Annotated in this window: 23 protein-coding genes, 1 tRNA gene and 1 pseudogene; 21 read left to right on the forward strand and 4 right to left on the reverse strand. The window is 71.3% G+C overall.

What is annotated here, in order from left to right; translation table 11 throughout:
* Positions 1 to 221, forward strand: a pseudogene (locus RT054_RS01740) (methyl-accepting chemotaxis protein); the annotation flags it as partial.
* Positions 222 to 257: 36 nt separating this feature from the next.
* The gene (locus RT054_RS01745) at positions 258 to 689 is read left to right on the forward strand and encodes a chemotaxis protein CheW (RefSeq protein WP_313021840.1); all 432 of its coding nucleotides are present in this window, start codon (positions 258 to 260) and stop codon (positions 687 to 689) included.
* A 158-nt stretch (positions 690 to 847) separates the two neighbouring features.
* Here RT054_RS01745 and rpiB read toward each other — a convergent pair whose 3' ends face one another.
* Complete coding sequence (gene rpiB, locus RT054_RS01750; RefSeq protein WP_312718637.1) at positions 848 to 1,297, reverse strand: ribose 5-phosphate isomerase B; 450 nt, start codon at positions 1,295 to 1,297, stop codon at positions 848 to 850.
* A 137-nt stretch (positions 1,298 to 1,434) separates the two neighbouring features.
* On the opposite strand from rpiB, the gene RT054_RS01755 reads away from it, so the two are divergent.
* The 19 genes from RT054_RS01755 (at position 1,435) to RT054_RS01845 (ending at position 22,503) form a co-directional block, all read left to right on the forward strand.
* Positions 1,435 to 3,102: a methyl-accepting chemotaxis protein gene (locus RT054_RS01755; protein WP_312718636.1), complete on the forward strand. Its 1,668-nt coding sequence runs from the start codon at positions 1,435 to 1,437 to the stop codon at positions 3,100 to 3,102.
* Positions 3,103 to 3,370: 268 nt separating this feature from the next.
* On the forward strand, positions 3,371 to 3,736 hold the full coding sequence (locus RT054_RS01760) for a response regulator (RefSeq protein WP_312718635.1): 366 nt from the start codon (positions 3,371 to 3,373) through the stop codon (positions 3,734 to 3,736).
* Positions 3,736 to 4,881 (forward strand): chemotaxis response regulator protein-glutamate methylesterase, encoded by a 1,146-nt coding sequence (locus RT054_RS01765; protein WP_313021843.1) that lies wholly within the window; start codon positions 3,736 to 3,738, stop codon positions 4,879 to 4,881. The genes RT054_RS01760 and RT054_RS01765 overlap by 1 nt, the downstream gene beginning before the upstream one ends.
* Positions 4,878 to 5,696: a protein-glutamate O-methyltransferase CheR gene (locus RT054_RS01770; protein ID WP_313021844.1), complete on the forward strand. Its 819-nt coding sequence runs from the start codon at positions 4,878 to 4,880 to the stop codon at positions 5,694 to 5,696. The genes RT054_RS01765 and RT054_RS01770 overlap by 4 nt, the downstream gene beginning before the upstream one ends.
* Before the next feature lie 183 nt (positions 5,697 to 5,879).
* A complete protein-coding gene (locus RT054_RS01775; RefSeq protein ID WP_313021846.1) occupies positions 5,880 to 7,364 on the forward strand; it encodes an alanine/glycine:cation symporter family protein in 1,485 nt (494 codons plus the stop codon).
* A gap of 369 nt (positions 7,365 to 7,733) precedes the next feature.
* The gene (locus RT054_RS01780) at positions 7,734 to 8,096 is read left to right on the forward strand and encodes a flagellar basal body protein (protein ID WP_313021849.1); all 363 of its coding nucleotides are present in this window, start codon (positions 7,734 to 7,736) and stop codon (positions 8,094 to 8,096) included.
* Positions 8,097 to 8,119: 23 nt separating this feature from the next.
* A complete protein-coding gene (locus tag RT054_RS01785) occupies positions 8,120 to 8,512 on the forward strand; it encodes a flagellar basal body rod C-terminal domain-containing protein (RefSeq protein WP_312720177.1) in 393 nt (130 codons plus the stop codon).
* Positions 8,509 to 9,063, forward strand: a complete 555-nt coding sequence (locus tag RT054_RS01790; protein ID WP_313021850.1) for a flagellar hook-basal body complex protein FliE — start codon at positions 8,509 to 8,511, stop codon at positions 9,061 to 9,063. Before RT054_RS01785 ends, RT054_RS01790 begins: the two co-directional genes overlap by 4 nt.
* Complete coding sequence (fliF, locus tag RT054_RS01795; protein ID WP_313021851.1) at positions 9,060 to 10,697, forward strand: flagellar basal-body MS-ring/collar protein FliF; 1,638 nt, start codon at positions 9,060 to 9,062, stop codon at positions 10,695 to 10,697. The genes RT054_RS01790 and fliF overlap by 4 nt, the downstream gene beginning before the upstream one ends.
* Positions 10,698 to 10,758: 61 nt before the next feature.
* Entirely contained in the window at positions 10,759 to 11,778 is a 1,020-nt protein-coding gene (fliG, locus tag RT054_RS01800) for a flagellar motor switch protein FliG (RefSeq protein ID WP_313021852.1), read from the forward strand.
* Positions 11,771 to 12,502, forward strand: coding sequence for a FliH/SctL family protein (locus tag RT054_RS01805; RefSeq protein WP_313021853.1), 732 nt, complete (start codon positions 11,771 to 11,773; stop codon positions 12,500 to 12,502). Before fliG ends, RT054_RS01805 begins: the two co-directional genes overlap by 8 nt.
* Positions 12,499 to 13,932: a FliI/YscN family ATPase gene (locus RT054_RS01810; protein WP_313021854.1), complete on the forward strand. Its 1,434-nt coding sequence runs from the start codon at positions 12,499 to 12,501 to the stop codon at positions 13,930 to 13,932. The genes RT054_RS01805 and RT054_RS01810 overlap by 4 nt, the downstream gene beginning before the upstream one ends.
* A 134-nt stretch (positions 13,933 to 14,066) precedes the next feature.
* Complete coding sequence (locus RT054_RS01815) at positions 14,067 to 14,459, forward strand: flagellar FliJ family protein (protein WP_313021855.1); 393 nt, start codon at positions 14,067 to 14,069, stop codon at positions 14,457 to 14,459.
* On the forward strand, positions 14,456 to 15,922 hold the full coding sequence (locus RT054_RS01820; RefSeq protein WP_313021857.1) for a transglycosylase SLT domain-containing protein: 1,467 nt from the start codon (positions 14,456 to 14,458) through the stop codon (positions 15,920 to 15,922). The genes RT054_RS01815 and RT054_RS01820 overlap by 4 nt, the downstream gene beginning before the upstream one ends.
* A complete protein-coding gene (locus RT054_RS01825) occupies positions 15,919 to 18,249 on the forward strand; it encodes a flagellar hook-length control protein FliK (RefSeq protein WP_313021858.1) in 2,331 nt (776 codons plus the stop codon). The genes RT054_RS01820 and RT054_RS01825 overlap by 4 nt, the downstream gene beginning before the upstream one ends.
* Positions 18,250 to 18,274: 25 nt before the next feature.
* Entirely contained in the window at positions 18,275 to 19,039 is a 765-nt protein-coding gene (locus RT054_RS01830) for a flagellar hook capping FlgD N-terminal domain-containing protein (RefSeq protein ID WP_312720152.1), read from the forward strand.
* 34 nt (positions 19,040 to 19,073) lie between these two features.
* A complete protein-coding gene (locus RT054_RS01835; protein WP_313021861.1) occupies positions 19,074 to 19,877 on the forward strand; it encodes a flagellar hook-basal body complex protein in 804 nt (267 codons plus the stop codon).
* 145 nt (positions 19,878 to 20,022) lie between these two features.
* On the forward strand, positions 20,023 to 20,829 hold the full coding sequence (locus tag RT054_RS01840; protein WP_313021862.1) for a flagellar hook-basal body protein: 807 nt from the start codon (positions 20,023 to 20,025) through the stop codon (positions 20,827 to 20,829).
* A 105-nt stretch (positions 20,830 to 20,934) separates the two neighbouring features.
* Positions 20,935 to 22,503 (forward strand): TrkA C-terminal domain-containing protein, encoded by a 1,569-nt coding sequence (locus tag RT054_RS01845; RefSeq protein ID WP_313021864.1) that lies wholly within the window; start codon positions 20,935 to 20,937, stop codon positions 22,501 to 22,503.
* Positions 22,504 to 22,572: 69 nt separating this feature from the next.
* On the opposite strand, the gene RT054_RS01850 is transcribed toward RT054_RS01845, so the two are convergent.
* The 3 genes from RT054_RS01850 to RT054_RS01860 all read right to left on the reverse strand — a co-directional run bounded on the left by RT054_RS01850 (position 22,573) and on the right by RT054_RS01860 (position 26,068).
* Positions 22,573 to 22,646, reverse strand: a tRNA-Pro gene (locus RT054_RS01850).
* Positions 22,647 to 22,763: 117 nt separating this feature from the next.
* Complete coding sequence (locus RT054_RS01855; RefSeq protein ID WP_313021866.1) at positions 22,764 to 23,690, reverse strand: metallophosphoesterase; 927 nt, start codon at positions 23,688 to 23,690, stop codon at positions 22,764 to 22,766.
* 89 nt (positions 23,691 to 23,779) lie between these two features.
* Positions 23,780 to 26,068 (reverse strand): transglycosylase domain-containing protein, encoded by a 2,289-nt coding sequence (locus RT054_RS01860; protein WP_313021868.1) that lies wholly within the window; start codon positions 26,066 to 26,068, stop codon positions 23,780 to 23,782.
* Between the last annotated feature and the right edge of the window lie 38 nt (positions 26,069 to 26,106).

A 26,106-nucleotide genomic window follows, 5' to 3' on the forward strand; every position in this document is an offset into this window, starting at 1 on the left:
TCGCCTCGGCCGTCGAGGAGCAGACCGCGACGACCAACGAGATGGGCCGCAACGTTGCCGACGCCGCCACCGGCGCCTCCGGCATCGCGCGGGGCCTGTCGCAGGTCGCCGACTCCAGCGAGAGCGCAGCCCGCTCCGTCGCCAACACCACGGAGGCCGCGAACGAACTCGCCCAGCGCGCCGCGGAGCTCCAGACCCTCGTCGGACGCTTCCACTACTGATCCTCGCCCACCGCGGGCACAGCGAAGGGACACTCCATGTCGACGCAGTACTGCACGTTCCGCCTCGGCGGCCACCTCTTCGGTGTCCCCGTCGAGACGGTCCAGGAGGTGCTCCGCGAACAGGCCCTCACCAAGGTGCCACTCTCCTCGCGGGAGGTCTCCGGCCTCATCAACCTCCGCGGCCAGATCGTCATCACGATCGACCTGCGCGAGCGGATGGGGTTGCCGGCTCGCGAGGAGGGGCAGGAGGTGACGAACGTCGTCGTGCGGACGGCGGACTCCGCGACGAGCCTGCTCGTCGACGAGATCGGGGACGTGCTCGAGCCGGACCTCGACCGGTTCGAGGCGCCGCCGGACACCGTGCCCCCGCGTGTGCGCGACCTCGTCACCCAGGTCTGCAAGCTCGACCACGAGCTCATGCTCGTCCTCGACACCACGAAGGGCGTGGACGTCGACGTCGCCGCCTGACCTGCGGGGGAGTCCCCTCCGCCACCGCCTCTGATCGGATGGCGTCCTCGGTGACGTCATCCGATCACGCGTGCCCGCCCCCGAGTCGACGACGTCGGGGGCGTCCTCGCGTCCGTGAGGGTGAGGGTGAGGGGGCGCGGCCCGGCCGGGGCCGGTGTTCAGAGCTCTTCGCCGGCCTCGATCCGGTCGAAGAGCGCGACGCGGTCGACGTGGCGACCGCCCTCGAAGGACGCCTCGAGGAATGCGTCGACGCAGGCCAGCGCCATGTCGACGCCGACGAAGCGTTCGCCGAGGGCGATCATGTTCGCGTCGTTGTGGCGTCGCGACATCGCCGCCGAGTAGGGCTCGATGCAGACGACGCACCGTGCGCCGGGCACCTTGTTGGCCGCGATCGAGATGCCGATGCCGGAGCCGCAGACGAGGACGCCGAAGCGGGCCTCGCCCGAGGTGACGACATGCGCGGCGCGCGAGCCGTAGATCGGGTAGTCGGTGCGCTCGGGGGAGTTCGTGCCCACATCGAGGACCTCGTGACCGAGGCCGCGCAGGTGGTCCACGATGGCGTTCTTGAGGGTCAACCCGGCATGGTCGGCGCCCACGGCGATCTTCACGGTGACTCCTAGTCCGGCCCCGGGGCCGGCTCGCAGACGAGGCCGACCCCGGTCGGGGCGGCGCCACGATTCTGGCACGCCCCCCGACAGGCCCCGCGCCTGCGACCGATTCCCTTGTTTCGCGCGCGGATTCGCCGATGAGCAGACGTCAGGCCACTTCCTGCGCGTCCCTCCAGGAGTCCCTCGTGTCGTCCAGCTCGCCCACCCGTTCGCCGTTCTCCCGGGTGCCGCTCGCCACCAAGATCCTCTCGATCGGCGTCATCGGTGTCCTCGGGCTCCTGCTGTTCGCCGTCGCGACCTGGACGGGAGACCTCGCCTCCACCGACGCCACGGGGGAGCACGAGAGGCAGACCTCCCTCGCGCAGGACGCGTCCCGCATCGCGGCCCTCGACACCCGCCTCAAGGGTGCGACGACCGTGTACGTCCTCCAGGTCAACAAGGGCGACTGGGACGCCGCCGCCCCCGACTCCCCGGCCCGCGCCGCGGCCACCCAGGTGCACGACGAGAAGGCGTCCCTGCTCGGCGGACTGCCCACCTCCGGGATCGGCCCGCGGCAGATCGACGACATCGTGCGTCTCAAGGAGCTCGACCGGGAGTACGTGGAGGCCGAGAACGAGGGCGCTCGGGTCTATCTCACGAAGGACCGCAGGGGCGGCGCCCGGCACATCGACCGATCGTGGGCCCGGCTCGCCGAGAGCGGTACCGTCGCCGAACGGCTCGCCGAGTCGGCGACGGCCGCCGCCGAACAGGCCCAGGCCGACGCCGAGGCGGCCGCGGACCGTCGGCGCCTCGTCTCGATCGTCACCCTCGTCCTCACCGCCGGGGCGGTCGTGGCCCTCGCGTGGCTCGTCGCCCGGTCGGTCGCCGGGCGGATGCGCCGCGTCGAGCAGACCCTCACCGGCATGGCCGCCGGGGACCTCACCCGCCCGACCGGTGTCGAGCCGGGCGACGAGATCGGCGATCTCGCCCAGGCCGCCGACGCCACCCGGGAGTCCGTGCGTGCGGTCCTCGTCGCGATGGACGGCGCGACCACCGAGGTCACGCAGGCCAGCCGGCGCCTCGCCGAACACGCGGGGGAACTCGACCGCGGGGCGAGCGCCGCCAGTCTCGACCTCGAGGCCGTCTCCGGGTCCTCGGGCGAGGTGACGCATCACGTGCAGACCGTCGCCGCGGGCACCGAGGAGATGACCGCGAGCATCCGCGAGATCGCGAAGTCCGCCGGGGATGCGGCCGGAGTCGCCGCGGGGGCCGTCGCCGTGGCCGACCGCACGAACGGGACGATCGCGAAGCTGGGGGCGAGCTCGGCGGAGATCGGTGAGGTCGTCAAGGCGATCACCTCGATCGCCGAGCAGACCAACCTGTTGGCGCTCAATGCGACGATCGAGGCCGCTCGGGCCGGTGAGGCCGGCAAGGGCTTCGCGGTCGTGGCGAACGAGGTCAAGGACCTCGCGCAGGAGACGAGCAAGGCCACCGAGGACATCGGCCGCCGGATCGAGGCGATCCAGGCCGACACCGAGGAGGCCGTGACGGCCATCGCCGAGATCTCCGCGATCATCGCCCAGATCAACGACACCCAGTACGCGATCTCCAGCGCCGTCGAGCAGCAGAGCGCGACGACCGACGAGATGGGCCGCACCGTGCACGAGGCCGCGAACGGGGCCACGTCGATCTCCGACCGCGTCGCCCAGGTGAGCCGCATCGCGAGCGCCAACATGGACGCCTCGCGTGGGACCGCGGCGGCCGCCTCCGACCTCGGGGCCAGGGCGACGGAGCTGCGGGAGATCCTCGAGCGCTTCCGCTACTGACCCCCCGCCGCGATGACGTCGTCGATGACGTCATCGAATCCAGGGTCATGACCCCCGAATCGATGACCTCATCGATGACGTCATCCGATCGGTGGGCGCCCGGCGAGGGCCACGGTTCGGCCGGTTGCGCGGGACCGCTTGAGAACGTAGCGACCTCGCCGATGAGTGGGTGTGGCACCCGTCGGAGACGCGGAGCCCGCCACCGGGCCGCCGAACGGTGGCGAGGAGACCCCGACCGGGTCATGAGACCTGAGCAGCGAGGACGACGATGCGTGCACTGGTGATCGACGATTCGCGCGCGATGCGCACGATCCTGACCCGGACGATGGAGAATCTCGGGTTCGAGGTGGAAGCGGTCGCCGACGGCAGGCTGGCATTGGAGGCCGTCGAGCGGGGTCCCCTGCCGGAGGTCTGCCTGATCGACTGGAACATGCCCGTGATGAACGGGCTCGAGTTCATCGTCGAGGTGCGCAAGAACCGGGCCTGGCGCGACATCACGTTGATGATGGTGACGACCGAGGCCGAACAGGCCAACATCGTCCGTGCCCTCGCCGCCGGTGCTCACGAATACGTCATCAAGCCGTTCACCCCGGAGGTCATCGAGGACAAGCTCGCGATGCTGGGACTCCTGTGATGGCCGGGCCCAGAATCCGCGTGCTCATCTGCGACGACTCCATCGTCATCCGCCGCCTCATCACCGACGTGCTCAAGGCCGACGCCGAGATCGAGGTCGTGGGGACGGCGGTCAACGGCAAGAACGCGCTCGACAAACTCGCGATGCTCAAGCCCGACATCATGACGCTCGATGTCGAGATGCCCGTGATGGACGGGCTGGAGGCCCTCGTCGAGCTGCGCCGGCGTGACAAGAAGCTGCCGGTCATCATGTTCTCCACGCTCACCGAGCGCGGTGCGGGTGCGACGCTGGACGCGCTCGAGCGAGGCGCGAGCGACTACGTCACCAAGCCGGCGAACGTCGGTTCGGTGAGTGAGTCGATGGAGGCGGTGCGCAGCCAGCTCATCCCCAAGATCAAGTCCCTCACCGGGAGGGCGCCCATGCCGCCGAAGCGGGCCCGTCCCGCCTTCGGTGGGGAGCCCCCGCGGGGTCCGGCCGCCCCCGGCGCGCCCGGCGCACCCTCCGCGGGTGGTCCGATCACGACGGCCGGGCGCACCGGCAAGGTCGACGTCGTCGCCATCGGCGTCTCGACCGGTGGGCCCGACGCCTTGACCACGGTGATCTCGCATCTGCCCGGGAGCCTGCCGGTGCCGATCGTCGTCACCCAGCACATGCCGCCCGTGTTCACGCAGCTGTTCGCCCAGCGGCTGGACACGAAGTCGGCCCTGCACGTCGTCGAGGCACGCAACGGCGAACCCGTCGCGCTCGGCAAGGTCCTCATCGCCCCCGGCGACTACCACATGCGGTTCAAGCGCTCCGGGGACACCGTCACCGCCGTCACCGACCAGGGGCCGCAGGAGAACTACTGCCGCCCCGCCGTGGACCCCATGTTCCGGTCGGCCGCCGAGGTGTACGGCGGCAACGTGCTCGCCGTGATCATGACCGGAATGGGTCAGGACGGGCACCGCGGTGCCGAACCCATCCTGAGGGCGGGCGGCGCGCTCCTCGTCCAGGACGAGGCGACGTCGGTCGTCTGGGGAATGCCCGGTGCAGCCGTCGCCGCCGGGTTGCCGTGCGACATCATCCCTCTGCCGCAGCTTGCGGAGGCCATCGCGTCCCGCGCCTCATCCGGCCGTGGCACCATCTCGAGGAGCAGGGGAGCATGAGCCTTTCCGGATCTGACGTCGACTTCATCAGTCAGGTCGTGCGGGCGCGGTCGGCGATCGTCCTCGATCGCAGCAAGGAATACCTGATCGAGTCGCGTCTCGTGGCGCTCGCCCGTGAACGGGGCGATGCGTCGATGAGCGACCTCGTGCGGGCCCTCCGGGCGAACCCGACCGGGCCCGTCCGCGACCAGGTCGTCGAGGCGATGACGACGAACGAGACCTCGTTCTTCCGCGACGGCCACCCGTTCATGGCCCTGTCCAACGAGATCCTGCCCGGCCTGCTCGTGCAGCGCGGCCGGGAGCGTGCCCTCAACATCTGGTGTGCCGCGTGCAGCTCCGGCCAGGAGCCGTACACGATCGCGATGCTCATCCAGGAACTCATCGGGGCCGACCCGAGCTGGCGCATCCGGCTCCTCGCGACCGACATCGACAACAAGATGCTCGCCCGCACGCGAGAGGGCGTCTACACCCAGTTCGAGATCAACCGCGGCCTGCCCGCGCCGCTGCTCGTGCGGTACTTCGCCCGTCACGGCATGAACTACCAGGTGGATCCGCGGCTGCGGAAGATGATCGAGACGAGGTTCCTCAACCTCGCCGAGCCCTTGCCGCCGATGGGGCAGATGGACATCGTGTTCCTGCGCAACGTGCTCATCTACTTCGACGTCGACACCAAGCGCTCGATCCTGCAACAGGTCAAGAAGGCCATGCGTCCGGACGGCTACCTCTTCCTCGGCGGTGCCGAGACGACGATGAACGTCGACGACGGGTGGGAGCGGCAGAACATCGGCCGTGCCGCCGTCTACCGACCCCGCTGACGGGGACGGGTCGTCGGTCTCGGGCCGGGACGGTGAGGGGCGCCGGGGCATGGGCCGTGGGGCGGGTGGACGCCGGTGGCGGGGGTTCGCGCAACGGATGACCCTTCCCGGTCAGGCGTGCCCCTACTCTGGGCGCACCACTCCGGGTCACGTCCCGGTCCACCCCTCCCGGAAGAAGACCCGATGGAAGCTTTCGACCACCTCGTGACGGGGGCGAACGAGTACCTCACCGAGTGGGGCCTCGTCCCCCTCCTCGCCGTCTGCGGCCTGCTCTTCACGCTGCGCACCCGCGGCATGCAGTTCCGTTCCGCTCGCACGATGGTGCGGGTGATCGGCAGATCCCGGTCGGGGCAGGAGGGCGGCATCAGCTCCTTCCAGGCCTTCTGCATCAGCCTCGCGAGCCGCGTGGGCACGGGCAACATCGCCGGCGTCGCCATCGCCCTCGCGCTCGGTGGGCCGGGAGCGATCTTCTGGATGTGGGTCATGGCGCTGCTCGGCATGGCCACGGCGTTCGCCGAGGCCACCCTCGCGCAGATCTACAAGCAGCCGAACGACGACAACACGTTCCGCGGCGGGCCCGCCTACTACATCCAACGCGGCCTCGGCTCCCGCCCGGCAGGCATGGTGTTCGCCGTGTGCCTCATCTTCGCGTTCGGAATGGCCTTCAACATGGTCCAGGCGAACACGATCGCCGACGTCCTCTCCTCCGGGCACCGGGTGTCGCCGACGGTGACCGCCCTCGGTCTCGCCGCGCTCACCGCCGTCATCGTGCTCGGTGGCATCCGTTCGGTCGCGCGCGTCACCGAGTTGATCGCCCCGCTCATGGCGCTCGCGTACTTCCTGCTCGCCCTGGCCGTCATCGTCGTCCGGGCCCCCGAGGTACCGGGCGCGATCGCCGACATCCTCCGTGGCGCGTTCGGGCTCGACCAAGCGCTCGCGGGCACCGCGGGCGGCATGGCCGCGGCGCTCATGAACGGCGTCAAGCGGGGCATGTTCAGCAACGAGGCCGGTATGGGTTCGGCACCGAACGCCGCCGCGACGGCGACGGTCAGCCACCCCGCCCACCAGGGGATCGTGCAGGCCACCGGCGTCTTCGTCGACACGATCATCGTCTGCACGGCCACCGCCGTGATGATCCTCCTCGCCGGCCCGTCGGTGTACGTCCCCGGCCAGACGACGCGCGATCAGGCCGGCGCCTCCCTCACCCAGACCGCCCTCGCCTCCGAGCTCGGCACCTGGGTGGTGCCCGTGATGTCGGTGCTCATCTTCGTGTTCGCCTTCAGCTCCGTACTCGGCAACTCCACCTACGCCGAGGTCAACATGGACTTCCTCGGCGGCGGCCGCCTCGGCCGGATCGGCATCCGGCTGCTCGTCGTCGTCTCGGTGCTCATCGGCGCGCTCGCGAAGCTGGGCACCGTGTGGGATCTCGCCGACCTCGCGATGTCGCTCATGGCCCTCATCAACCTCGTCGCGCTGCTCTTCCTCGGCAAGTACGCCGTGCAGGCCCTGCGAGATCTCGAGCGGCACGAGCAGCGTCCCGAGGACGCGCGATACGTGCTCGACGAGCTGCCCGTCCGTCCGCGGGGCATCGTCGAGGGTGTCTGGCCCGAGCACGGCGCCACGGCTGCGGCCCCCTCCGCCGTCCAGGACCCCCACGGGAAGAGCTGACGCTCCCGCTCCCACGCGACCCCGTCCCGCCACCCGCGGGGCGGGGTCGCGCGCGTGCAGGGCCGGTCGAGACGGCGGGGAGTCGGCCACAGCGCCGGGCCGCGCCCGTCCAGGGTCACGACACGACCCGGGCGGGGATCCGTTGAGGTCGTGGGGGATTCGTCGGACGCGGCAGGCCTGTGTCCGAACCCACGATCTCGTTGCATCCATGCAGGTCACAGCGTTGTCCGTGGGTCGTTAGCGCTCAGGACCGCCCAGGGGACGCCGATGAGGGGTGAGGCCACGGATGGCTGCGGTCGCCACGGAGGGATGCCGGCGGGGTTCCTGCCACGACCCCGACACCTGCCATTCGAAGGGGAGCCGACACGCATGAGTTTCTTCATCGGCGACATCACGACGCGCACGCTCAACGAGGCCATGACCGGTCTGTCGATGCGTCAGCGCACGATCGCGGACAACCTCGCGAACATCGACACCCCCGGGTTCCTCGCCGGCAAGGTCGACTTCGAGAGCGTCCTCGCCGAGGCGTACGCCGAGGGACGAGACCCCGGCCGCATCGACATCGCGACCGCCCGCTCGCTCGAGCCCACGCGCACCAACGGCAGCAACGTCAACCTCGACGAGGAGGCCGTCGCCGGCCAGGAGACCCTGCTCACCCAGCAACTCATCGCCCAGGCCCTCACCGGCAAGTTCCGTTCGCTCCGCACCGCCATCAGCGGTTCGGGCGCCTGATCGAGAGGGTCCTCATGAGCGCCATGTTCGCCGCGATGAACGTCTCCCACTCGGGCCTCACCGTCAACCGCAAGTGGCTCGACGCGGTGAGCGACAACATCGCCAACATGAACGACGTGTCCCGCACGGACGAGGCCGCCTTCCAGGCGCGGTACGTCGTCGCCCGCGCCGCCGACTACGGCAAGCCCGCCGGCGCCTACGTCGCGGGCAACGTGTGGGGCAACCCCGAGGGCCGCGTCGTCGACATGCCCGACCATCCCCTCGCCGACGCGCGGGGACAGGTGCGGGTGCCCGACATCAACCTCTCCGACCAGATGGCCCAGCTCATGCAGGCCCAACGCGCCTATCAGGCCAACCTCGCCGCGGTGGAACGCACGAAGGCGACCTACGAAGCAGCGATCGGAATCGGCAAATGAGCATCGCCCCCCTCACGCCGTCGTTCGGGTTCGGCGTCACGCCCGGGTTCGGCCTCAATCCGGCCTCCGGTGTGTCGGCCACCCCGCCGCGCACCGACATCGCTCTCTCCGACCCCCGCCAGGGTGTCGCCTCGTTCGGTCAGATGCTCGCGGGGCGCATCGAGGCGTACGGACCGTCCTCGGTGCAGGCCGTGGGGGCGACCGGCCCTGCGACGATGCCGATCACCGCCACCGGGGGTGCGGCGCCGACGACCTTCGCGCAGCCCGAGGTCACGGCCGCGAACATGACGACCTGGGCCTCCGAGCCCTCCGATCTCGGCCGCGGGCAGCAGTCGGGTGCGACCGGCATGGTCGGGCGACAGCTCGGTGACCTCTCCGCGCTGCACGAGCGCAGCGACAAACTCGCCGTCGCCGCCGCCACCGGGAACCTGCAGGACATCCACGAGTACACGATCGCGGCGAACGAGGCGCAGGTGGCCACCCAGCTCGCCGTCAACGTGCGTGACAAGGCCCTCCAGAGCTTCAACGACATCATCCGGATGCAGCTGTGAACCAACGATTCTCGTCCGCCTTCACCAAGATCAGGACCACCTGGGGCTCGTTCACCGCCGGCCAGCGTGCCGTGACGGTGATCGCGCTCGTCGTGGCCCTCGTCGGTGGCGTCGCCTTCTACCAGTGGGCGAGCAGACCGACCATGGCCCCCGCCTTCACCGGTCTCTCCAGCTCCGATGCCGGAGCGGTCACGGCCAAGCTCGACGAGCTCGGCACGACCTACGAACTCGCCGACGGCGGCTCGACCGTCGAGGTGCCGGCCGAGCAGGTCGCCAAGACGCGGATCGACCTCGCCGCCGCGGGCCTGCCCGCGAACACCGAGAACAGCCAGGGTTACGGTCTGCTCGATCAGCAGAACTTCGCCTCCTCCGACTTCCAGCAGAAGATGGCCGCCAAGCGGGCTGCGGAGGGTGAGCTGCAGAAGGCCATCGACAGCCTCGATGCCGTCCAGAAGTCGACGGTGCAGCTCGCGTTGCCCGACGAGCAGGTGTTCACCGCCCAGCAGACGCCCACGACGGCCTCGGTCCTCGTCACGCCCAAGCCCCAGCAGCAGCTCAACGCGGGCCAGGTCGAGGCCATCGTCCACCTCGTGAGCAGCGCGGTGCCCAAGCTCACGGCGAACAACGTCACGGTCACCGACAGCTCCGGCCGTCTGCTCTCGGCGACCGGCGCGGGGGGTGCCGCGAGCGCCCTCGGCGACCAGCGTCTCGCGCAGGCCCAGGGCCTCTCGGCAAGCGCGCAGCAGAAGATCCAGGCGATGCTCGACAAGACCGTCGGGGTCGGCAACTCCTCGGTGACCGTCTCGGCCGACCTCAACTTCGACAACACCAAGGTGCAGTCGAACGAGTACATCCCCGCCCAACCCGGGGCCGTCCCCGTCCAGGAGGACCTCGAGACCGAGAACCTCCGCGGCAACGGTCAGACGCCCACCGGCGGTGTGCTCGGCCCGGACAACATCACCGTGCCGCAGGGCAACGCCGGCCAGAGCAACCAGCAGTACAACACCGAGAAGCGCAAGACGATCAACCCGGTCGGCACCCGCACGACCGTGACCGAGCAGGCGCCCGGTCGACTCGCCCGCATGGGCGTCGCGGTCGTCCTCGACGCGAACAAGACGGCGGCGATCAGCCAGACCGAGATGAACCAGCTCGTCGCCGCCGCGGCAGGCATCGACACCACACGTGGAGACGTCGTCAAGGTCAGCCGGATGCCGTTCGACACCCAGGCGTCCGCGGCCGCCGAGGCCGAGGCCAAGGCCGCGGCCGAGCAGGCCCGTCAGGACCAGCTCGTCGAGCTCGCGAAGAACATCGGTCTCGCCCTGTTGCTTCTGCTCGCCCTGCTCATCGGGTTCCGCAAGAGCCGCAAGAAGACGAAGACCGTCGAGATCGGCGACCTCGCCTCCTACGAGACCGACGCGCTCGGCCCCGCCGGGGCGATGCCGATGCCGGCCCTCCCGCCGCCCCCGGCCGAGTACGCCCTCGAGGACGACGAGATGCCGATCATCGAGGCCACGCCGATCGACCCGCAGTCCGAGGCCCGCACGCAGGCCCGCGCCGAGATCACCGCGCTCGTCGAGGAGAACCCCGACGAGGTCGCCCGGCTCCTGCGCGGCTGGATCGCCGAACGCAAGTGACCGCACGGCACACCGCGCACCGCGCACCGCACAGCCCTGACGAGGACGGAAAGGAGAGCACGTGAGCAACGCCGTCGCCCCTCACCTCACCGGTGTGCGCAAAGCCGCGATCCTGCTCGTGCAACTCGGGAAGGACGCCTCCGCGGCCATCCTCAGGTCGTTGCCGGAGCACGAGGTCGAGGCGCTCACCGCCGAGATCGCCCGACTCGAGGGCGTCGACGTCGAGGTGCTCGACGAGGTCCTCGAGGAGTTCCGGGGCCTCGCCAAGGCCCGCCAGTACTACGTCCAGGGCGGTGTCGGGTTCGCCGAGGAGATCCTCATCGCGACGATGGGCAAGGACAAGGCGCAGGAGGTGATGGACCGCCTCACGGCCTCGCTCGTGGAGCTGCCCTTCGAGTTCCTCCGCCGCGTCGACGCCAAGCTCATCCTCAGTTACCTGCAGGACGAGCACCCCCAGACGATCGCGCTCGTCCTCGCCCACATGCAGTCCGAACAGGCCGCGATCATCCTGTCGGGCCTCACCTCGGACATGCAGGCCGAGGTCGCCCACCGCCTCGCGATCATGGACCGCACCTCGCCCGAGATCGTCAAGCAGGTCGAGTCCCACCTCGAACGTCGCCTCTCCACCCTCGTGCAGGCGGCGGACTCCACCAAGGTCGGCGGCCTCAAGCCGCTCGTCGAGATCATCAACCAGTCCGACCGGACGACCGAACGCATGATCCTCGAGGGCCTGGAGAAGCGAGACCTCGAACTCGCCGAGCAGGTGCGCGCGCAGATGTTCATGTTCGAGGACATCGTCGGCCTGGAGGACCGGGCCGTGCAGGTCGTGCTCCGCAAGGTCGAGTCGAAGGACCTCGCCGTCGCGCTCAAGGGCGTCCGGGAGGACGTGCGGGAGAAGATCACCCGCAACATGTCCGAGCGGGCCGCGCTCGCGCTCGCCGACGAGATCAGCATCCTCGGCCCCGTGCGCCTCAAGCAGGTCGAGGAGGCCCAGGCCGTCGTCATCCGCGCGATCCGGATGCTCGAGGAGGCGGGCGAGATCGTCGTCGCCCGCGGCGGTGGGGACGAGTTCGTTGCCTGAGGGCCTGCGGTACACGCCGAACCGGACGAGTTACGTCATCCGGGCGGGCGAGGACGACACGTCCCGGCCGGCCCGGATGGCCGCCGACCTCAGGGAGACCGAGTTCGCCCCCGTCGGCGTCGCCGACCCGCGCCTCGTCGACCCCTATCTCGCCGACCTCGTCGAGAAGGCCAAGGAGGAGGCCCGCGCCCGCGGGTACGAGGACGGCCACGCCGCCGGGTTCGAGGCGGGACGGGCGGAGGGGCTCGACCTCATGGCGGCCCAGCGGGCCGAACTGCTCGACCGCGACGCGCGCGAGCGCGCCTCCCGCAAGGAGCGCCTCGGGGAGTTGCTCGCGAACATCGAGGTCGCGATCGCGGGCGCGCTCGACTACCAGGCCCCCGCGGTCACGCAGCTGCGGGAGGTCGTCACCGAACTCTCGGTGCAGATCGCCGAGTCGATCGTCGGACACCACCTCGAGGTGGGGGAATGCCGCGCCCGCGACGCCGTCATGCGAGCCCTCTCGCAGGTGCCGCGCCGCGCCACGGTCACCCTGCGGCTGAACCCCGCCGATCGCGAGGACGCCGTCGCGATCACCGGCGACATCCTCGAGTGGAGCATCGCCGACGTCGTCGCCGACCCGAGCGTCGCCCCCGGTGACGCCGTCGCGATGGCGACGAACCTCGAGGTCGAGGCGTGCCTGCAGGGTGCCCTCGACCGCGTCCGTCAGGCCCTGCTCGGATGAGCACGCCACCCGGTCTCGCCCCCGGTACGCCGCGTGCGTTCGGTGCGTTCGGTGTCGATGGTGAGCCGGGGACCCACGGCACGCCGGGTTCCCGAGGCACGCTCACGGCGGGCGCCCCCCTGCCCGGTCTCTACACCGATCTCGCCGGTCAGGCCGCCAAGGTCGCCCGACCGCTCGCCCGCGGACGGGTGACGAGCGCCGTCGGCCTGTCGATCGAGGTCTCGGGGCTCGAACTCGGCATCGGCGAGGCGGTGCGGATCATCGGCGACCACGGCCCGATCATGGCCGAGGTCGTCGCCCTCGGCGACGGGTACGCCGCCTGCCTGCCGGTGTCCGACCTGCGCGGCGTACGTGCCGGCAACCCCGTCCTGTCCACGGGCGCGCCGCTGCAGGTCCCCGTCGGCCCCGGTCTGCTCGGGCGCGTCGTCAACGCCCTGGGACAGCCGATGGATGACGGGCCGCCGTTGCGCGACGTCGTCATGACGAGCAGCGACGGCACGCCGCCGCGCGCGATGGACCGCGAGCGCATCACCGAACCCATGCCGCTCGGCGTCCGCGCGCTCGACACGCTCGTCCCCGCCGGCCGCGGACAACGTCTCGGCATCTTCGCCGGATCCGGTGTCGGAAAGTCCTCGCTGCTCTCGATGATCGTGCGCGGCACCGAGGCCCCGATCTCCGTGCTCGCGCTCGTCGGGGAACGCGGCCGTGAGGTGCGGGAGTTCATCGAGGGCGACCTCGGCCCGGAGGGGATGAAACGCGCCGTCGTCGTCGTCGCGACCTCCGACGAACCCTCGCTCGTGCGTCTGCGCGCGGCGTTCACCGCGACGCGGATCGCCGAGTGGTTCCGCGACCAGGGGCAGGACGTCATCCTCTGCATGGACTCCGTGACGCGTGTCGCGATGGCCCAGCGCGAGGTCGGCCTCGCCGCCGGCGAACCGCCCGCCACGCGCGGCTACCCGCCGAGCGTCTTCGGTCTCATGCCGCGGCTCCTCGAACGGGCGGGCATGGCGAAGACGGGGTCGATCACCGCGCTCTACACCGTGCTCGTCGACGGTGACGACCTCAACGACCCCATCGCCGACAACGTCCGCTCGATCCTCGACGGCCACATCGTCCTCTCGCGCGCCCTCGCGACCCAGGGGCACTTCCCGGCCGTCGACGTGCTCGAGTCGATCTCCCGTGTGACGAAGGCCGTGACGACGCGCGAGCAACGCGCCGACGCCACCGTCATGCGGCAACTGCTCGCGGCCCGCCGCGACGCCAAGGACCTCATCGACATCGGCGCCTACGTCAAGGGCAGTAACCCGCAGGTCGACCGAGCCCTCGCCCAGATGCCGGAGATCGACGCGTTCCTGCGTCAGGACATGGAGGACCTCACCCCGGCCGCCGAGGCGTGGGCCGAACTCCACCGCATCACCGAGTCGGGATGAAGCGCCCCGATCACGGGATCGCGAAGAGGCCGGACCGCTCGCGTGAGGCCCGCCGCCGGATCCGTCCCCCGTCCCGAGGCTGAACGGAGGCCGCCATGCCCGCATTCAGGACGCCCTACGACACGTTGCTCCGCGTGCGGCGGATCGAGGAGGACCGCGCGAAGGCGGAGATGGCCGGCGCGTCGCTCGCCGAGCGTGAGGCCGCCGGCACCTTCGAGCAGCGCCGCACCGACTACCCGCGGCTCGTGCGGCCGCCGGATGCTGAGACGGACCTGGTCCACTTCCGTCGACACCACGTCAGTGCCGAGGCCGCCGCCGCGTCGGTGACGCAGGCCCGTCAGGCTCTCGAATCCGCGCACGAACAGACCGAATCCGCCCGGAATGCCCTGCGAGCTGCGGCGATGCGCACCCAGGGGCTCGAACGTCTCGTCGATCGTGCCCGCGAAGAGCGCCTCGCCGAAATGCTCGACGCCGACCAGAAGGCGGCCGAAGAGAGTGCGTCCAGGAAGAGGAAAGGACGTCGATGACGATCGACACGAGCAGCCTCACCGCTGCCCAGGCGAGGGTCGCCCAGATCCAGTCGCTCTTCGCCGCTCCCACGGGTCCCGCCGCGGCCCCGACGAGCGCCGCGTCGCCGACCACCGGCGGGTTCGGCGACGCGATGGCGCGCGCCCAGGGCTCGACCGGCAAGGCGGCGGGAGCCGTCGCGCAGCACCGCGCGGGCGGCGACTCCGCGGCCCTCGTCGCCCCGGCACCCACCCTGCGCGCGACGGCGCCCACGCAGAGCTCCGGTACCGCGCGCAACGACGGTTCCGCGGGCCGCTCGCTCGGGCTCAAGGACGCCGATGCCGTGCTCGCGACGGCGAAGACCTACCTCGGTGTGCCCTACCGCTGGGGCGGCACCAACCCCCGCACCGGCCTCGACTGCTCCGGCTTCGTGCAGCTCGTCATGAAGCAGCACGGCATGTCCCTGCCCCGCGTCGCTCGCGACCAGGCCCGCCAGGGCGCGAAGGTCGCCTCGCTGGCCGAGGCCCGCCCCGGTGATCTCGTCGCGTTCGGTCGGCCGGTGCACCACATCGGGATCTACGTCGGCGACGGCAAGATGATCCACGCGCCGCGGACCGGCGACGTCGTCAAGATCAGCAAGGTTCACAAGGACCTCACCGCGATCCGCCGGGTCCTGCCCGAGCAGACCTCGGCCTCGCCCCTCGACCAGATCCCCGCCGCGGGTGAACGCGCCCGCACCACGACGGGCTCGGCCTCGGTCGCCTCCTCGCCGCTGCCCGCGGCCGGACTCGACACGACCAGGCTCGCCTCCACCCTCCGTACCGCGGCGATCAGCCCGAGCCACGTCGACTCCTCGACGTGGCAGGAGGTCGTCGCGGGCGCCGTCCGCGACAGCCTCGTCGGCTCCGACGTCGAGAACGCCGACGCCGTCCTGCAGTCCGCGCTCGCGGGTCTCGGCACCTCGGGGGCGGCCTCGTCGTCGACGGCGATGCTCGACGCCGCCTCACGGGCCGCGTCCGCCGCGGCCACGCTCGCCGCGGCGGGTGGTGCGCGCACCACGCTCGCGCCGGACGCGCTCGGCACCGGCGCACTCCAGCAGGCGCCCGCCCACCTGCAGCGACTCTTCCGCGACGCCGAGAGCCGGTACGGCGTGCCGGCGACCCTGCTCGCCGCGGTCGCCAAGCAGGAGAGCGGTTTCAAGGCCACCGCCGTCAGCCACGCCGGAGCCCAGGGGCTCATGCAGCTCATGCCGGGCACGGCCCGCGGGCTCGGGGTGCGCAACTCCTTCGACCCCGCCCAGGCCGTCGACGGCGCCGCCCGCCTTCTCCGCTCTCACCTGCGCACCTTCGGCTCCACCGAACTCGCGCTCGCCGCCTACAACGCGGGCGCCGGTGCGGTGCGCAGGTACGACGGGATCCCGCCCTACGCCGAGACCCGCAACTACGTCCGCCGCATCATGGCGGGGCTGGGAGTATCGGCATGACCGAGATCGCGGACGTCACCCGCACCCGGGGACGCACGACGGGCACCACCGAACCCTCCCGATCGGCTCCGGCCGCCGAGGGCTTCGACGAGGCCCTCACCGACGCCCTGCGCGGTTCCTCGACCGCTCCGGTCGGCGGCACTCCGGTCGGGACCGGTCGCACCGGTGCCGAACGCCGCGCCCCCGAGCCCTCGGCCGCCGCGGATGGGGTCGCCGGGCCCGCGGGGGGAGACGCCCCCGGGGGCGGTGGCCCGACGGCGACCGAGGGGAGCGGGGGCCTGCCCACCTCCGGGACCGAACTCACCTCGACCCGCTCTGCCGGCGCCGCGTTCGCGCGCCTCGCCGAACGGGGGCCGTGGCACCAGGCCCTGGCGGGTGTCCTCGACGCCGCTGCGGGGTCCATCGAGGCGACGGGAACCGACGGGACGAGGATCGCCGCCAGCACGAACGAGGTCGCGTCGAGCGACCCCACCGCGACCACCGACGACGCCGGCGCGGCTGTCGGCACCCTCGACATCACGGGGGGCGTCGCGGCCGTCGGCGTGAGCCCGGCCGTCGTGGCCTCGCCGACCGCCGCCGGCTCGGAGGTCGACCCGGTCGAGGGTGGGGTCACCGTCTCGGCGACCGGCACCGCCGAGGCGGTGTCGACCGCTGCAGGCGCATCCGACGCCACCCCGGTGGCGACGTCCACCGGTGCCGCGGGACGGGCCACGTCGGTCGAGGCCGCCGCCACCACGGTCGGCGACGCCTCGGGGCAGCAAGCCGTCTCGAGCGTGGCGACCGGACGGCTTGCCTCGGCGGCCGAGCCCGCACTCGGCGACAGCCCCGGCGGGGTCCCGCTGCGGCCCGGCGCCCCCGGTGCGGTCGGCGCCGGATCCGTGACCACCGGGGTCACGGACGCCGAACGGGCCCCGTCCTCCGGTCCTGTCGGGATCAGCGCCTCCGGCTCCGACGCGACCGACCTCACCCGAGCGAGCGGATCGACGACCCGGAGTGTCGACGGTGCTGCCGCCGTGCCCGTCCCCGCCGCCGCGACGGCGTCGGCGCCGGAGGCACCACCCGGCGATCGCCTCGGCGCCTCGTTCGGCGTCCCCGCTTCGGCGCCACCCGGGCGGACCGCCGTCGGCCCCGACGACGGGACGACCGGCACATCCGCGACCTCGGGCACGGTGCCCTCGTCGACCGTGCCCTCGTCGACCGCGGTCTCGGGCAGTGCGGTCTCGGGCAGTGCGCCCTCGGGCGCCGCGGTCTCCGACACGGCCGTGACGGGGACCGAGGCCGAGGCCGCCGGACGCCGGCCTGGTACGGCGGTCACCCCGCCGGGCGACGCCGACGCATCCGACGCGGGATCCGCACGACCGGACGCCTCGATCGGCGCCGAGACGAGAGGTGTGCCCGGTGGCGGCACCGCGCGCAGCACCGATGCGCCACCGGCGACGACGTCGGCCCCGGTCGCCCCCACGGGCGCGCGGCCGCCCACGGCGGGTGTGACCGAGACGCCCGACGTGACCACTCCGGAGGACGTGCCCGTGGCCGTCACCCCCACACCGCGGCCGGCACCTCGTCCTCAGGCCGGGCCCATGGCCGACGGCGCCGAGACCACGGTGCGACGTCACGACGAGCCGGGAGGACGGGTCGAGCCGCTCTCCGCCGTTCCCCCTGCGCCCCGTGCCGAGGCCGTGACGACGGGCTCCGGTCTCGGCGCCGACACTCGCCGCGACTCGGGGGGCTCCGGCCAGAACGCGCCGAGCCCGACGGCCTCGTCGCGACCCGACGGAACCGGATTCGTGCAGGCCGAGCGAGGTTTCACCGCCCCCGCGTCCGCACCCACCCCGACGGCGGCCTCCCCGGCGCCGCACACGCCGCCGATGGCCGACCAGCTCATGCGGGGGATCACCCCGATGCTGCGCGGCACCGACGGGTCGCACCACGTCACGCTGCACCTCAACCCGGCACACCTCGGCAAGGTCGACGTCACATTGGAGCTGCGGGGTGGTGAGGTCGCCGTCGTCATGCGCGCCCTCGACAGCCAGGCCCGTGAACTCCTCCGCAACGGCGCGGACGACCTGCGGGCACAGCTCGCCGGCATGGGGCTGCAGGCCTCGTCGATCGATGTCGACGCCGGCTCGTCCGACCGTGGTCGGCCGACCTGGGCCGACGCCGCCGAGGCCCAGGAACGTGCCGCACGCGCAGCGGTGCGTGACGGTTCCGGCTTCACCCTCGACGCCGAGCCCGACGTCGCCCTGGAGCCGCGCGTCCCGACCGATCAGCTCACCTACGCCCCTGCCACCCGGGGGACGGCCACGGCCGCTCCCACCGACGCCTGACCGGCGCTCCCCGAGGAGGACACCCATGACCATCGCGACCGGAGCCACCGGCGCCACCGGGTCGACCGGCGGCTCGCCGACTGATCAGACCACCTACGTCACCATCACGCAGCCCGACGGCGCCACGATGCGCATCCCCCAGTCGAAGGCGACGTGGGACCCGACGACGAAGACGTGGGTCTCGAACGTCACCCCCGAGATGACCGCGCAGGCACAGGCGATCAACCGCAAGTACGGCATGTCGCTCGACGCCGACGACTTCATGAAACTCCTCGTCGCGCAGATGCGGTTCCAGGATCCGAGCAAGCCCGCCGACACGACCGCGATGATGCAGCAGACCGCCTCCATGGCGATGCTCGAACGCGTCAACGAGTTGTCGACCAACGCGGAGGCGATGTCGAAGGCCGTCAAGGACCTCACGAACAGCAACGACCAACTCATGGCCTACTACGCGGGTCAGCGGGTCGAGCAGCGAATGTCCACGGCCGTCGGGATGATCGGCGCCTCCATCGCGTACGCCGACTCCGCTGATGCGTCCAAGACGCTCGCCGGAGTCGTGGAATCGGTCAGGTTCTCCCCCTCCGGGCCGATTCTTGTCGTGAACGGCAAGGACGTGCCGCTCGGATCGGTCACGTCGGTGACCTCACCTGCCACGCCGACGACCGCCCCGGCGCCCACGACGGGCACCACCGGTTCCACTCCCTCCACCGGAACCACGACCGCCACGGACGGCACCTCGGGGAGCACCCCCACCGCCAAGACCGGCAGCTCCGGTACCCCTGCGTCATAGTCCTCGGGCACCCGCCCGAGAAGGAGGACTTCTCATGATCCGTTCGATGTGGTCGGCCGTCTCCGGTCTGCGCAACCACCAGATCTACCTCGACGTCACCGGCAACAACATCGCCAACGTCAACACGCACGGCTACAAGTCCACCCGCGCCGTGTTCGAGGACAGCCTGTCCCAGACCATCCGCGGCGCGGCCAACCCCGATGGTGAGAACAACGTGGGCGGCTCGAACCCCACGCAGGTCGGTCTCGGGGTCCGCCTCGGCCAGATCTCCGGTGACTTCAAGCAGGGTGGCCTGCAGGTGACGAACGTGCCGACCGACATGGCCATCCAGGGTGACGGGTTCTTCGTCGTCCAGCGCGGTGAGCAGAAGTTCTACACCCGCAACGGCGCCTTCAGCCTCGACAAGGCCGGCGACCTCGTCACCGGCGACGGCAGCTACGTGCTGAACGTCGACGGCGAGAAGATCAACATCAGCTCCGAGACGTATACGTCGTGGCAGATCGCCCCCAATGGCACCATCACCGGCTTCAGCGACGACGCGCCCGAAGGCGAGGAGATCGCCGTCCTCGGCGTCGCGCGGTTCAACAACCCCCAGGGCCTGGACCGCGTCGGCGGGTCGATGTTCCGACCCACCCTCAATTCCGGCGACCCCCAGGTCGGGCAGCCCGACACCGACGGCCGGGGCCAGGTCATCCAGAACACCCTCGAGCTGTCGAACGTCGACCTCGCCGGCGAGTTCACCAACCTCATCATGGCCCAGCGCGGTTTCCAGGCGAACAGCAAGATCGTCACGGCCTCCGACGAGGTGCTCAACGACCTCATCAACATGAAGCGCTGACCCGGCGCTTCCGCCGCCGGGCCGTTCGCCCTGCGTCGACGCTGCCACGTCGACCTCCTCCGCCCACGTGCGGCGACCGCGGCCGGCGTGCTCACCGCGAGCGCGCCGGCCGCCCACCCGTCTCGTCCCCAGAAAAGAGCCCTGCATGTTCCGTGCTGCCGATTCCGCGATCTCGGGAATGCGCCAACACCAGCTCTTCATCGACGTCACCGGGAACAACGTCGCGAACGTCAACACCGACGGCTACAAGATCGACCGGGCGATGTTCGAGGACACCCTCTCCCAGGTGGCCCGAGGCCACGGGATCACACCGATGCCCCAGCCCAACGGCGCGATCAACCCCGCGATGCTCGGTCTCGGCGTCTCGACCCGCGCCGTCTACGGGGAGTTCCACCAGGGCTCGTTCATCACGACGAACAAGGCCACCGACGTCGCGATCGGCGGGTCGGGGTACTTCGTGCTCCAGGGCCGCGGCGAGCGCACCTACACCCGCAACGGCAACTTCAGCCTCGACGCCGGAGGCGTGCTGCGCGCCGGTGACGGCAAGGCCGTCCTCGGGGTCGACGACCGCCCCATCCGCATCCCCGACCCCAGGGCGACCCCGTCGAACTTCGCGATCGACCAGCGTGGACGCGTCGTCGCGCAGGGTGCCGGAGGCCGCGAGATCGTCCTCGGGCAGGTGCAGATCGCGCGGTTCGCCAACGACGCGGGCCTGGAGCGCATCGGCAACACGGAGTTCCGTCCGACCGTCGCCTCCGGAGCCGCCCAGGCCGGTGCCGCGGGGACCGGTGGACGCGGCGAGGTCTACGCCGGCGTCGTCGAGGCGAGCAACGTCGACCTCGGCCGCGAGCTGACGAACCTCATCATGGCGCAGCGCGGTTTCTCCGCGAACTCCAAGGTGCTCACGACGATGGACGAGCTCGCCGACTCGGTGAACCAGATCCGGCGCTGACGCCCTCGGCTCCCGAACGCCGCGACCCCGCTGCGGGGCCGTGGCGTTCGCGGTGTGCTGGAGGCGGGAGAATGGCACGCCACGCACCTCGATCCCAGGACGGCCATGCTCGACTTCCTCGCCGCCGACCACCTGCTGACGATCATGCTCGTGCTCACCACGGGCGCCCTCCTCGGCCAGGTGCCGTTCGGGCCGTTGCGCTTCGGGGCCGCCGGTGCCCTGTTCATGGGCCTCGTCATCGGGGCCGTCGACCCGCGTTTCGGTGAGGGCAACGACCTCGTCAAGAGCCTCGGCGTCGTCCTCTTCTGTTACACCGTCGGCCTCGCCGCGGGGTCGACGTTCCTCTCCGACCTGCGTCGGCAGTGGTCGCTCATGGCCGCCGGGGTCGTGGGGTTGGGCGCGATGGCCGCGGTCGCCGCGTGGCTCGGGCACCTGCTCGGACTCACCTCCGCGCACGTCGCCGGCCTGTACGCCGGTGCCCTCACCTCGCCGGCCATCGACGCCGCGACGACGGCGACCGCCGGTGACGGGGACACCCTCGTCGGCTACGCCCTCGCCTATCCCACCGGAGTGGTGCTCGGGATGATCGTCGTCGCCCTCCTCGTCGGCCGCCGGTGGCCGGGGACGTCCGACACCCCTTCCCTGGCGGAGGCCGGGCTCACCGCGGTCACCGCCCACGTCGACCGCGACACCCCCGTCGAGGACGTCCCCGGGTTTCTCGCCCAGAGCGTCAAGTTCAGCTACCTCGAACGGGGTGGGGTCGTGCGCGTCGCGCGGGGGCGCGGCTCGTTCCTCGTCGGGGACCGGGTCCTCGTCATCGGCTCGCCCGACGACGTCGACCGGGCCGTGCAGGCCCTCGGCACGGTCGACACGCAGGCCTCCCTCACCGACCATCGCCGCGTCGTCGACTTCCGCCGGTTCCTCGTGAGTTCGCCGGACGTCGTGGGGCGCCCGCTCGGCGACCTCGACGTCCACGGACGGTTGCGTGGGGTGGTCACCCGGGTCCGCCGCGGTGACCTCGACATGCTCGCCCGTGACGGCCTCGTCCTCCAACCGGGAGACCGGGTGCTCGCCGTCGTCCCTCGCGAGTCCCTCGAGGAGGCGACGAGCTTCTTCGGCGACTCCGAACGGCACGTGAGCCAGGTGGACGCGCTCACGTTGGGGCTGGGCATCGCGCTCGGGCTCCTCGCGGGTGCCGTCCGTCTGCCGCTGCCCGGGGGCATCGAGTTCCACCTCGGCCCCGCCGCCGGGCCTCTCGTCGTCGGGATGGTCCTGGGCACGCTGCACCGCACCGGCCCGTTCCGATGGGACCTGCCCCAGGCCGCCGCCGGGACCCTCCGGCAGCTCGGCCTCATGATCTTCCTCGCGTGCGTCGGCCTCGCGTCGGGTCCGGCGTTCCTCGACCAGGCGTTCACGCCGACGGGAGTGACGGTCGTCGTCGTCGCCGGGGCCTCGATGCTCGTCGGGGGAGCGATCGTCTTCCTCGCCGCACGGCTCATCGGCCTCTCGGCGCAACGGGCCACCGGCGGCTTCGCCGGATGGGTGGGTCAGCCGGCGATCCTCGCGTTCGCGAACTCCCGGGTCAACGACGAACGCATCGACTCCGCCTACGGTGCCCTCTTCGCCCTCGGCACCATCGTCAAGATCCTGCTCGTGCAGGTCATCGCCCGCTGACCCAGCCCCCGCACCCGGGGGGATGCAAAACGGCTCCCGACCGATCAGGTCAGGAGCCGTTCGTCAGGGTCGGGGTGACAGGATTTGAACCTGCGGCCTCTTCGTCCCGAACGAAGCGCGCTACCAAGCTGCGCCACACCCCGGAGCCCCCGTGAGGGCGACCGCCTCACCTTAGCGGACGGCGGCTCGGAACACCGAATCGGGTTCGCGGCGTCGAGGTCGGCGGGTGACCGGGGCCGGTCCTCGATGGCGCGCCCGCCTCAGGGGCGGGGGACGAGCGTGAGCAGGCTCGCCTCGGGGCGGCAGGAGAACCGGATCGGCGCGTAGGGCGACGTCCCCAGACCGGCCGAGACGTGCAGGTAGGCCGCGTCGCCGGGAGCCTGGGCCGAGTCGATCCCGTCGGCGCCGGGCCACCACCGCGACACGCCCTTGACCCGGTGCCGGTCGAGGTCGCAGTTCGTCACGAGGGCCCCGTAGAAGGGCACCGCGAGCTGGCCGCCGTGCGTGTGGCCGGCGAGGACGAGATCCGCCCCGTCGGCCGTCATCGCATCGAGGACCCGGGTGTAGGGCGCGTGCACCACGCCCATCGTGAGGTCGGCGGCCGGATCCGCGGGCCCGGCGACCTCCGCGTAGCGGTCGTAGCGCAGGTGCGGATCGTCGACGCCGAGGAGCTCGATGTCGAGGCCTTTCACCGTCATCCGTCCCCGGGCGTTCGTGAGGTCGACCCAGCCCGATCCGCGCAGCTCGTGGACGAGGACGTCGGTGGGCAGCCGGGGGGTCCGCGGCTTGGTCCGTTTGCGGACGAGGTAGTCGACGGGGTTCTTGCGCCCGGGGGCGAAGTAGTCGTTCGAGCCGAGGACGAATGCGCCGGGCAGGCCCCGCAACGGCGCGAACGCCTCCATGAGCGGCGCGATCGACTCGGGGTGGGCGATGTTGTCGCCGGTGTTGATGACGGCGTCGGGTTCCAGCTCGGCGAGGGCCGCGATCCACGCGCGCTTACGCCGCTGGTCGGGGAGCAGATGGACGTCGGAGAGGTGCAGGACGTCGATGGGGCGCGCCCCCGAGGGCAGCACCGGGAGGACGAAGCGGCGAAGTGCGTAGGCCTGCCGCTCGACGAGGGACCCGTACGCGACGGCTCCCACGCCCGCGAGAACGCTGGCGGCGGCGGTCTTGGTCAACGTGTGCATCGCGGACAGTCTTCCAGACGCCGCGACCGGCCCGCCCGAACGTGGTGGGCCGATCGCATGCATGGACGCTCAGTGGTGGCGACGCACCACTACTCGGGTCGACCGCCGCGCGAGAGCGTGAGCGTGACGGTGGCTCCGGCGTCGGCCCGCGTCGCGCCCTCGGGGGAGGTCTTGACCACGGCGCCGGGCGCCACGGCGCTCGACTGCTCACGGTTGTCGTCGACCTTCACCGAGAACCCCGCGTCCTGGAGGATCTGGGTGGCCGACTCCTGGCTGCGACCCACGACATCGGGGACGCTCACCGTCTCGCCGTTGTCCTTGGCCTCCTGCGGGGTGTCGTTCTCGATGAGGCGGAACCGCTCGGTGTCCATGCCGTCACTCGCCTTCGTCATGATCCGGCGCCACAGCGGCGCCGCCACCGTGCCGCCGTAGGCGTGCACCGAACGCTGCGTGTAGGGCGTGCCGTACCAGACGGCGGCCGCGAGCTGGGGGGTGTAGCCGGCGAACCACGTCTCGGTGCTGTTGTCGGCCGTGCCCGTCTTGCCCGCGGCGGGTCGCCCGAACGCGGCCTTGCTGCCCGTGCCGCCCTCGGCGAGGACGCCGGTGAGGATCTTGGTGGTGTCGTAGGCGATCTTGGGGTCGACCGCCCGGCGGCACTTGTTCTCGCCGATGGGCAGCTCGGTGCTGTCGAAGGCGATGACGCTCTCGACGGGGCGGGGCTCGCAGTACATCCCGCCCGAGGCGAGGGTGGCGTACGAGGCCGCGAGGGTGAGCGGTGAGGCGTTGTCGGCGCCGAGGACCGTGGCGGCGATGCCACCGACGCCGTAGTCCTTGCCGTCGGAGCGGTGCAGGCCCATCTTCTTCATGGTCTCGCGCTCGTTGCAGACACCGACCTTGGTGGCCAGCTGGGCGAAGGCCGTGTTGATCGACTTGACCGTGGCCTCGCGCAGCGTGGTCATGCCGTGTTCCTCGCCCTCGGCGTTGTACGGGGCGAAGTAGCGGTCGATGACCCCGCACTTCTCGCCGTCGAACTTTCGGCCGGGGATGTGCGTGCCGTCCGGGGGCGCGTAGAAGGAGCTGTTCGCCGTCATGCCCTGTTCGAGGGCGGTGACGACCGCGAACATCTTGGCGGTGGAGCCGATCTGGAACCCGCCGGAGGCGCCGTACTTCTGGTCGACGGCCCAGTTGACGCTGGTCTTGCCCGGGCCGCCGACGAGATCCCAGGTGGTGTTCTGCCCGATGGCCAGCACGCGCCCGGTGCCGGGCTCGACGACGGCCGCGGCCGCGCCACGGCGGGCGGCGTTGGTGGGGGAGACCCGGTCGGCGAGGACCTTGCGGGTGTACGTGGTGAGTGCGGGGTCGAACGTGGTGCGGATGTTGAGCCCGCCGTAGAACAGGCGCTTCTCGCGTTCCTCCGGTGTCTTGCCCAGCGCCGGCTGGTCGAGAAGCCAGTTGACGACGTAGTAGCAGACGTAGGGGTCGGTGGCCGAAGGGCAGGAGGGCTTGAGCGGCTGCACGTCCAGTCCGAGAGGGGCGTTCTGGGCCCGGCGCATGCGGGCCGTGCTGATGAGGCCCTGCTCGTTCATGGCGCTGAGGACGACGTTGCGGCGCTCGATGGCCCGCTTGGGGTTGTTGATGGGGTCGGCGGTGCCCGGGTTCTGCGCGAGGCCCGCGATCATCGCGGACTGGGGAAGGGTGAGATCCGCCGCCGTCGTGTCGTAGTAGCGGTGCGCGGCCGCCTCGACCCCGTACGCGCCGGCGCCGTAGTAGACGATGTTGAGGTAGCCCTCGAGGATCTGGTCCTTGGAACGGCGCTGCTCCATCGAGATGGCGTACTTCATCTCCTGGATCTTGCGGACGTACCCGGCGATGCCGGATCGCACCTGCGCGGCCTCGGCCGCCTTCTCGTTGCCGTTCTGCCGGGCCGTGGTGATGAGGAGCTGCCGCACGTACTGCTGCGTGAGCGTGGACGCGCCCTGCTTGTCACCGCCGCGCGCGGCCGTGGCGATCGAGCGCAGGATGCCCTTGCCGTCGATGCCGCCGTGTTCGTAGAAGCGCCGGTCCTCGATCGCGACCTGCGCCATCCGCATGTCGTCGCCGATCTGCGACAGGGGGACGACGAGGCGGTTCTCCTTGTACAACGTCGCCATGACCGATCCGTCGGCCGCGAGGATGCGTGACTGCTGCGCCAGGGGTGAGGCGGTGAACTGCGCGGGCAACGCGTCGAAGGCGGTGACCACCGACTTCGTCGACATGCCCGCGATCCCGGCGATCGGCATGAAGATCCCTGCGGCCAGCAGACCCAGCACGGTCGAGGCCGCCACGAAGGCCGTGAGCAGTCCGGCGACCGATGCCGCATCACCCTGACGTCGTTTCATGCCGACCAGCCTAGACGCCGTTCCTGACAAGCATTCGA

The organism is Mobilicoccus sp. (assembly GCF_032060985.1).
Taxonomy (GTDB): Bacteria; Actinomycetota; Actinomycetes; order Actinomycetales; family Dermatophilaceae; genus Mobilicoccus.

Coding starts and splice junctions, on each gene's coding strand:
- RT054_RS01760 (WP_312718635.1), top strand. CDS start 3,371: ATGCGTGCACTGGTGATCGACGATTCGCGCGCGATGCGCACGATCCTG.
- RT054_RS01810 (WP_313021854.1), top strand. CDS start 12,499: ATGAGCACGCCACCCGGTCTCGCCCCCGGTACGCCGCGTGCGTTCGGT.
- RT054_RS01765 (WP_313021843.1), top strand. CDS start 3,736: ATGGCCGGGCCCAGAATCCGCGTGCTCATCTGCGACGACTCCATCGTC.
- RT054_RS01745 (WP_313021840.1), top strand. CDS start 258: ATGTCGACGCAGTACTGCACGTTCCGCCTCGGCGGCCACCTCTTCGGT.
- RT054_RS01820 (WP_313021857.1), top strand. CDS start 14,456: ATGACGATCGACACGAGCAGCCTCACCGCTGCCCAGGCGAGGGTCGCC.
- RT054_RS01790 (WP_313021850.1), top strand. CDS start 8,509: ATGAGCATCGCCCCCCTCACGCCGTCGTTCGGGTTCGGCGTCACGCCC.
- RT054_RS01855 (WP_313021866.1), bottom strand. CDS start 23,690: ATGCACACGTTGACCAAGACCGCCGCCGCCAGCGTTCTCGCGGGCGTG.
- RT054_RS01785 (WP_312720177.1), top strand. CDS start 8,120: ATGTTCGCCGCGATGAACGTCTCCCACTCGGGCCTCACCGTCAACCGC.
- RT054_RS01775 (WP_313021846.1), top strand. CDS start 5,880: ATGGAAGCTTTCGACCACCTCGTGACGGGGGCGAACGAGTACCTCACC.
- RT054_RS01860 (WP_313021868.1), bottom strand. CDS start 26,068: ATGAAACGACGTCAGGGTGATGCGGCATCGGTCGCCGGACTGCTCACG.
- RT054_RS01840 (WP_313021862.1), top strand. CDS start 20,023: ATGTTCCGTGCTGCCGATTCCGCGATCTCGGGAATGCGCCAACACCAG.
- RT054_RS01755 (WP_312718636.1), top strand. CDS start 1,435: ATGAGCAGACGTCAGGCCACTTCCTGCGCGTCCCTCCAGGAGTCCCTC.
- RT054_RS01845 (WP_313021864.1), top strand. CDS start 20,935: ATGCTCGACTTCCTCGCCGCCGACCACCTGCTGACGATCATGCTCGTG.
- RT054_RS01825 (WP_313021858.1), top strand. CDS start 15,919: ATGACCGAGATCGCGGACGTCACCCGCACCCGGGGACGCACGACGGGC.
- RT054_RS01770 (WP_313021844.1), top strand. CDS start 4,878: ATGAGCCTTTCCGGATCTGACGTCGACTTCATCAGTCAGGTCGTGCGG.
- RT054_RS01780 (WP_313021849.1), top strand. CDS start 7,734: ATGAGTTTCTTCATCGGCGACATCACGACGCGCACGCTCAACGAGGCC.
- RT054_RS01830 (WP_312720152.1), top strand. CDS start 18,275: ATGACCATCGCGACCGGAGCCACCGGCGCCACCGGGTCGACCGGCGGC.
- RT054_RS01835 (WP_313021861.1), top strand. CDS start 19,074: ATGATCCGTTCGATGTGGTCGGCCGTCTCCGGTCTGCGCAACCACCAG.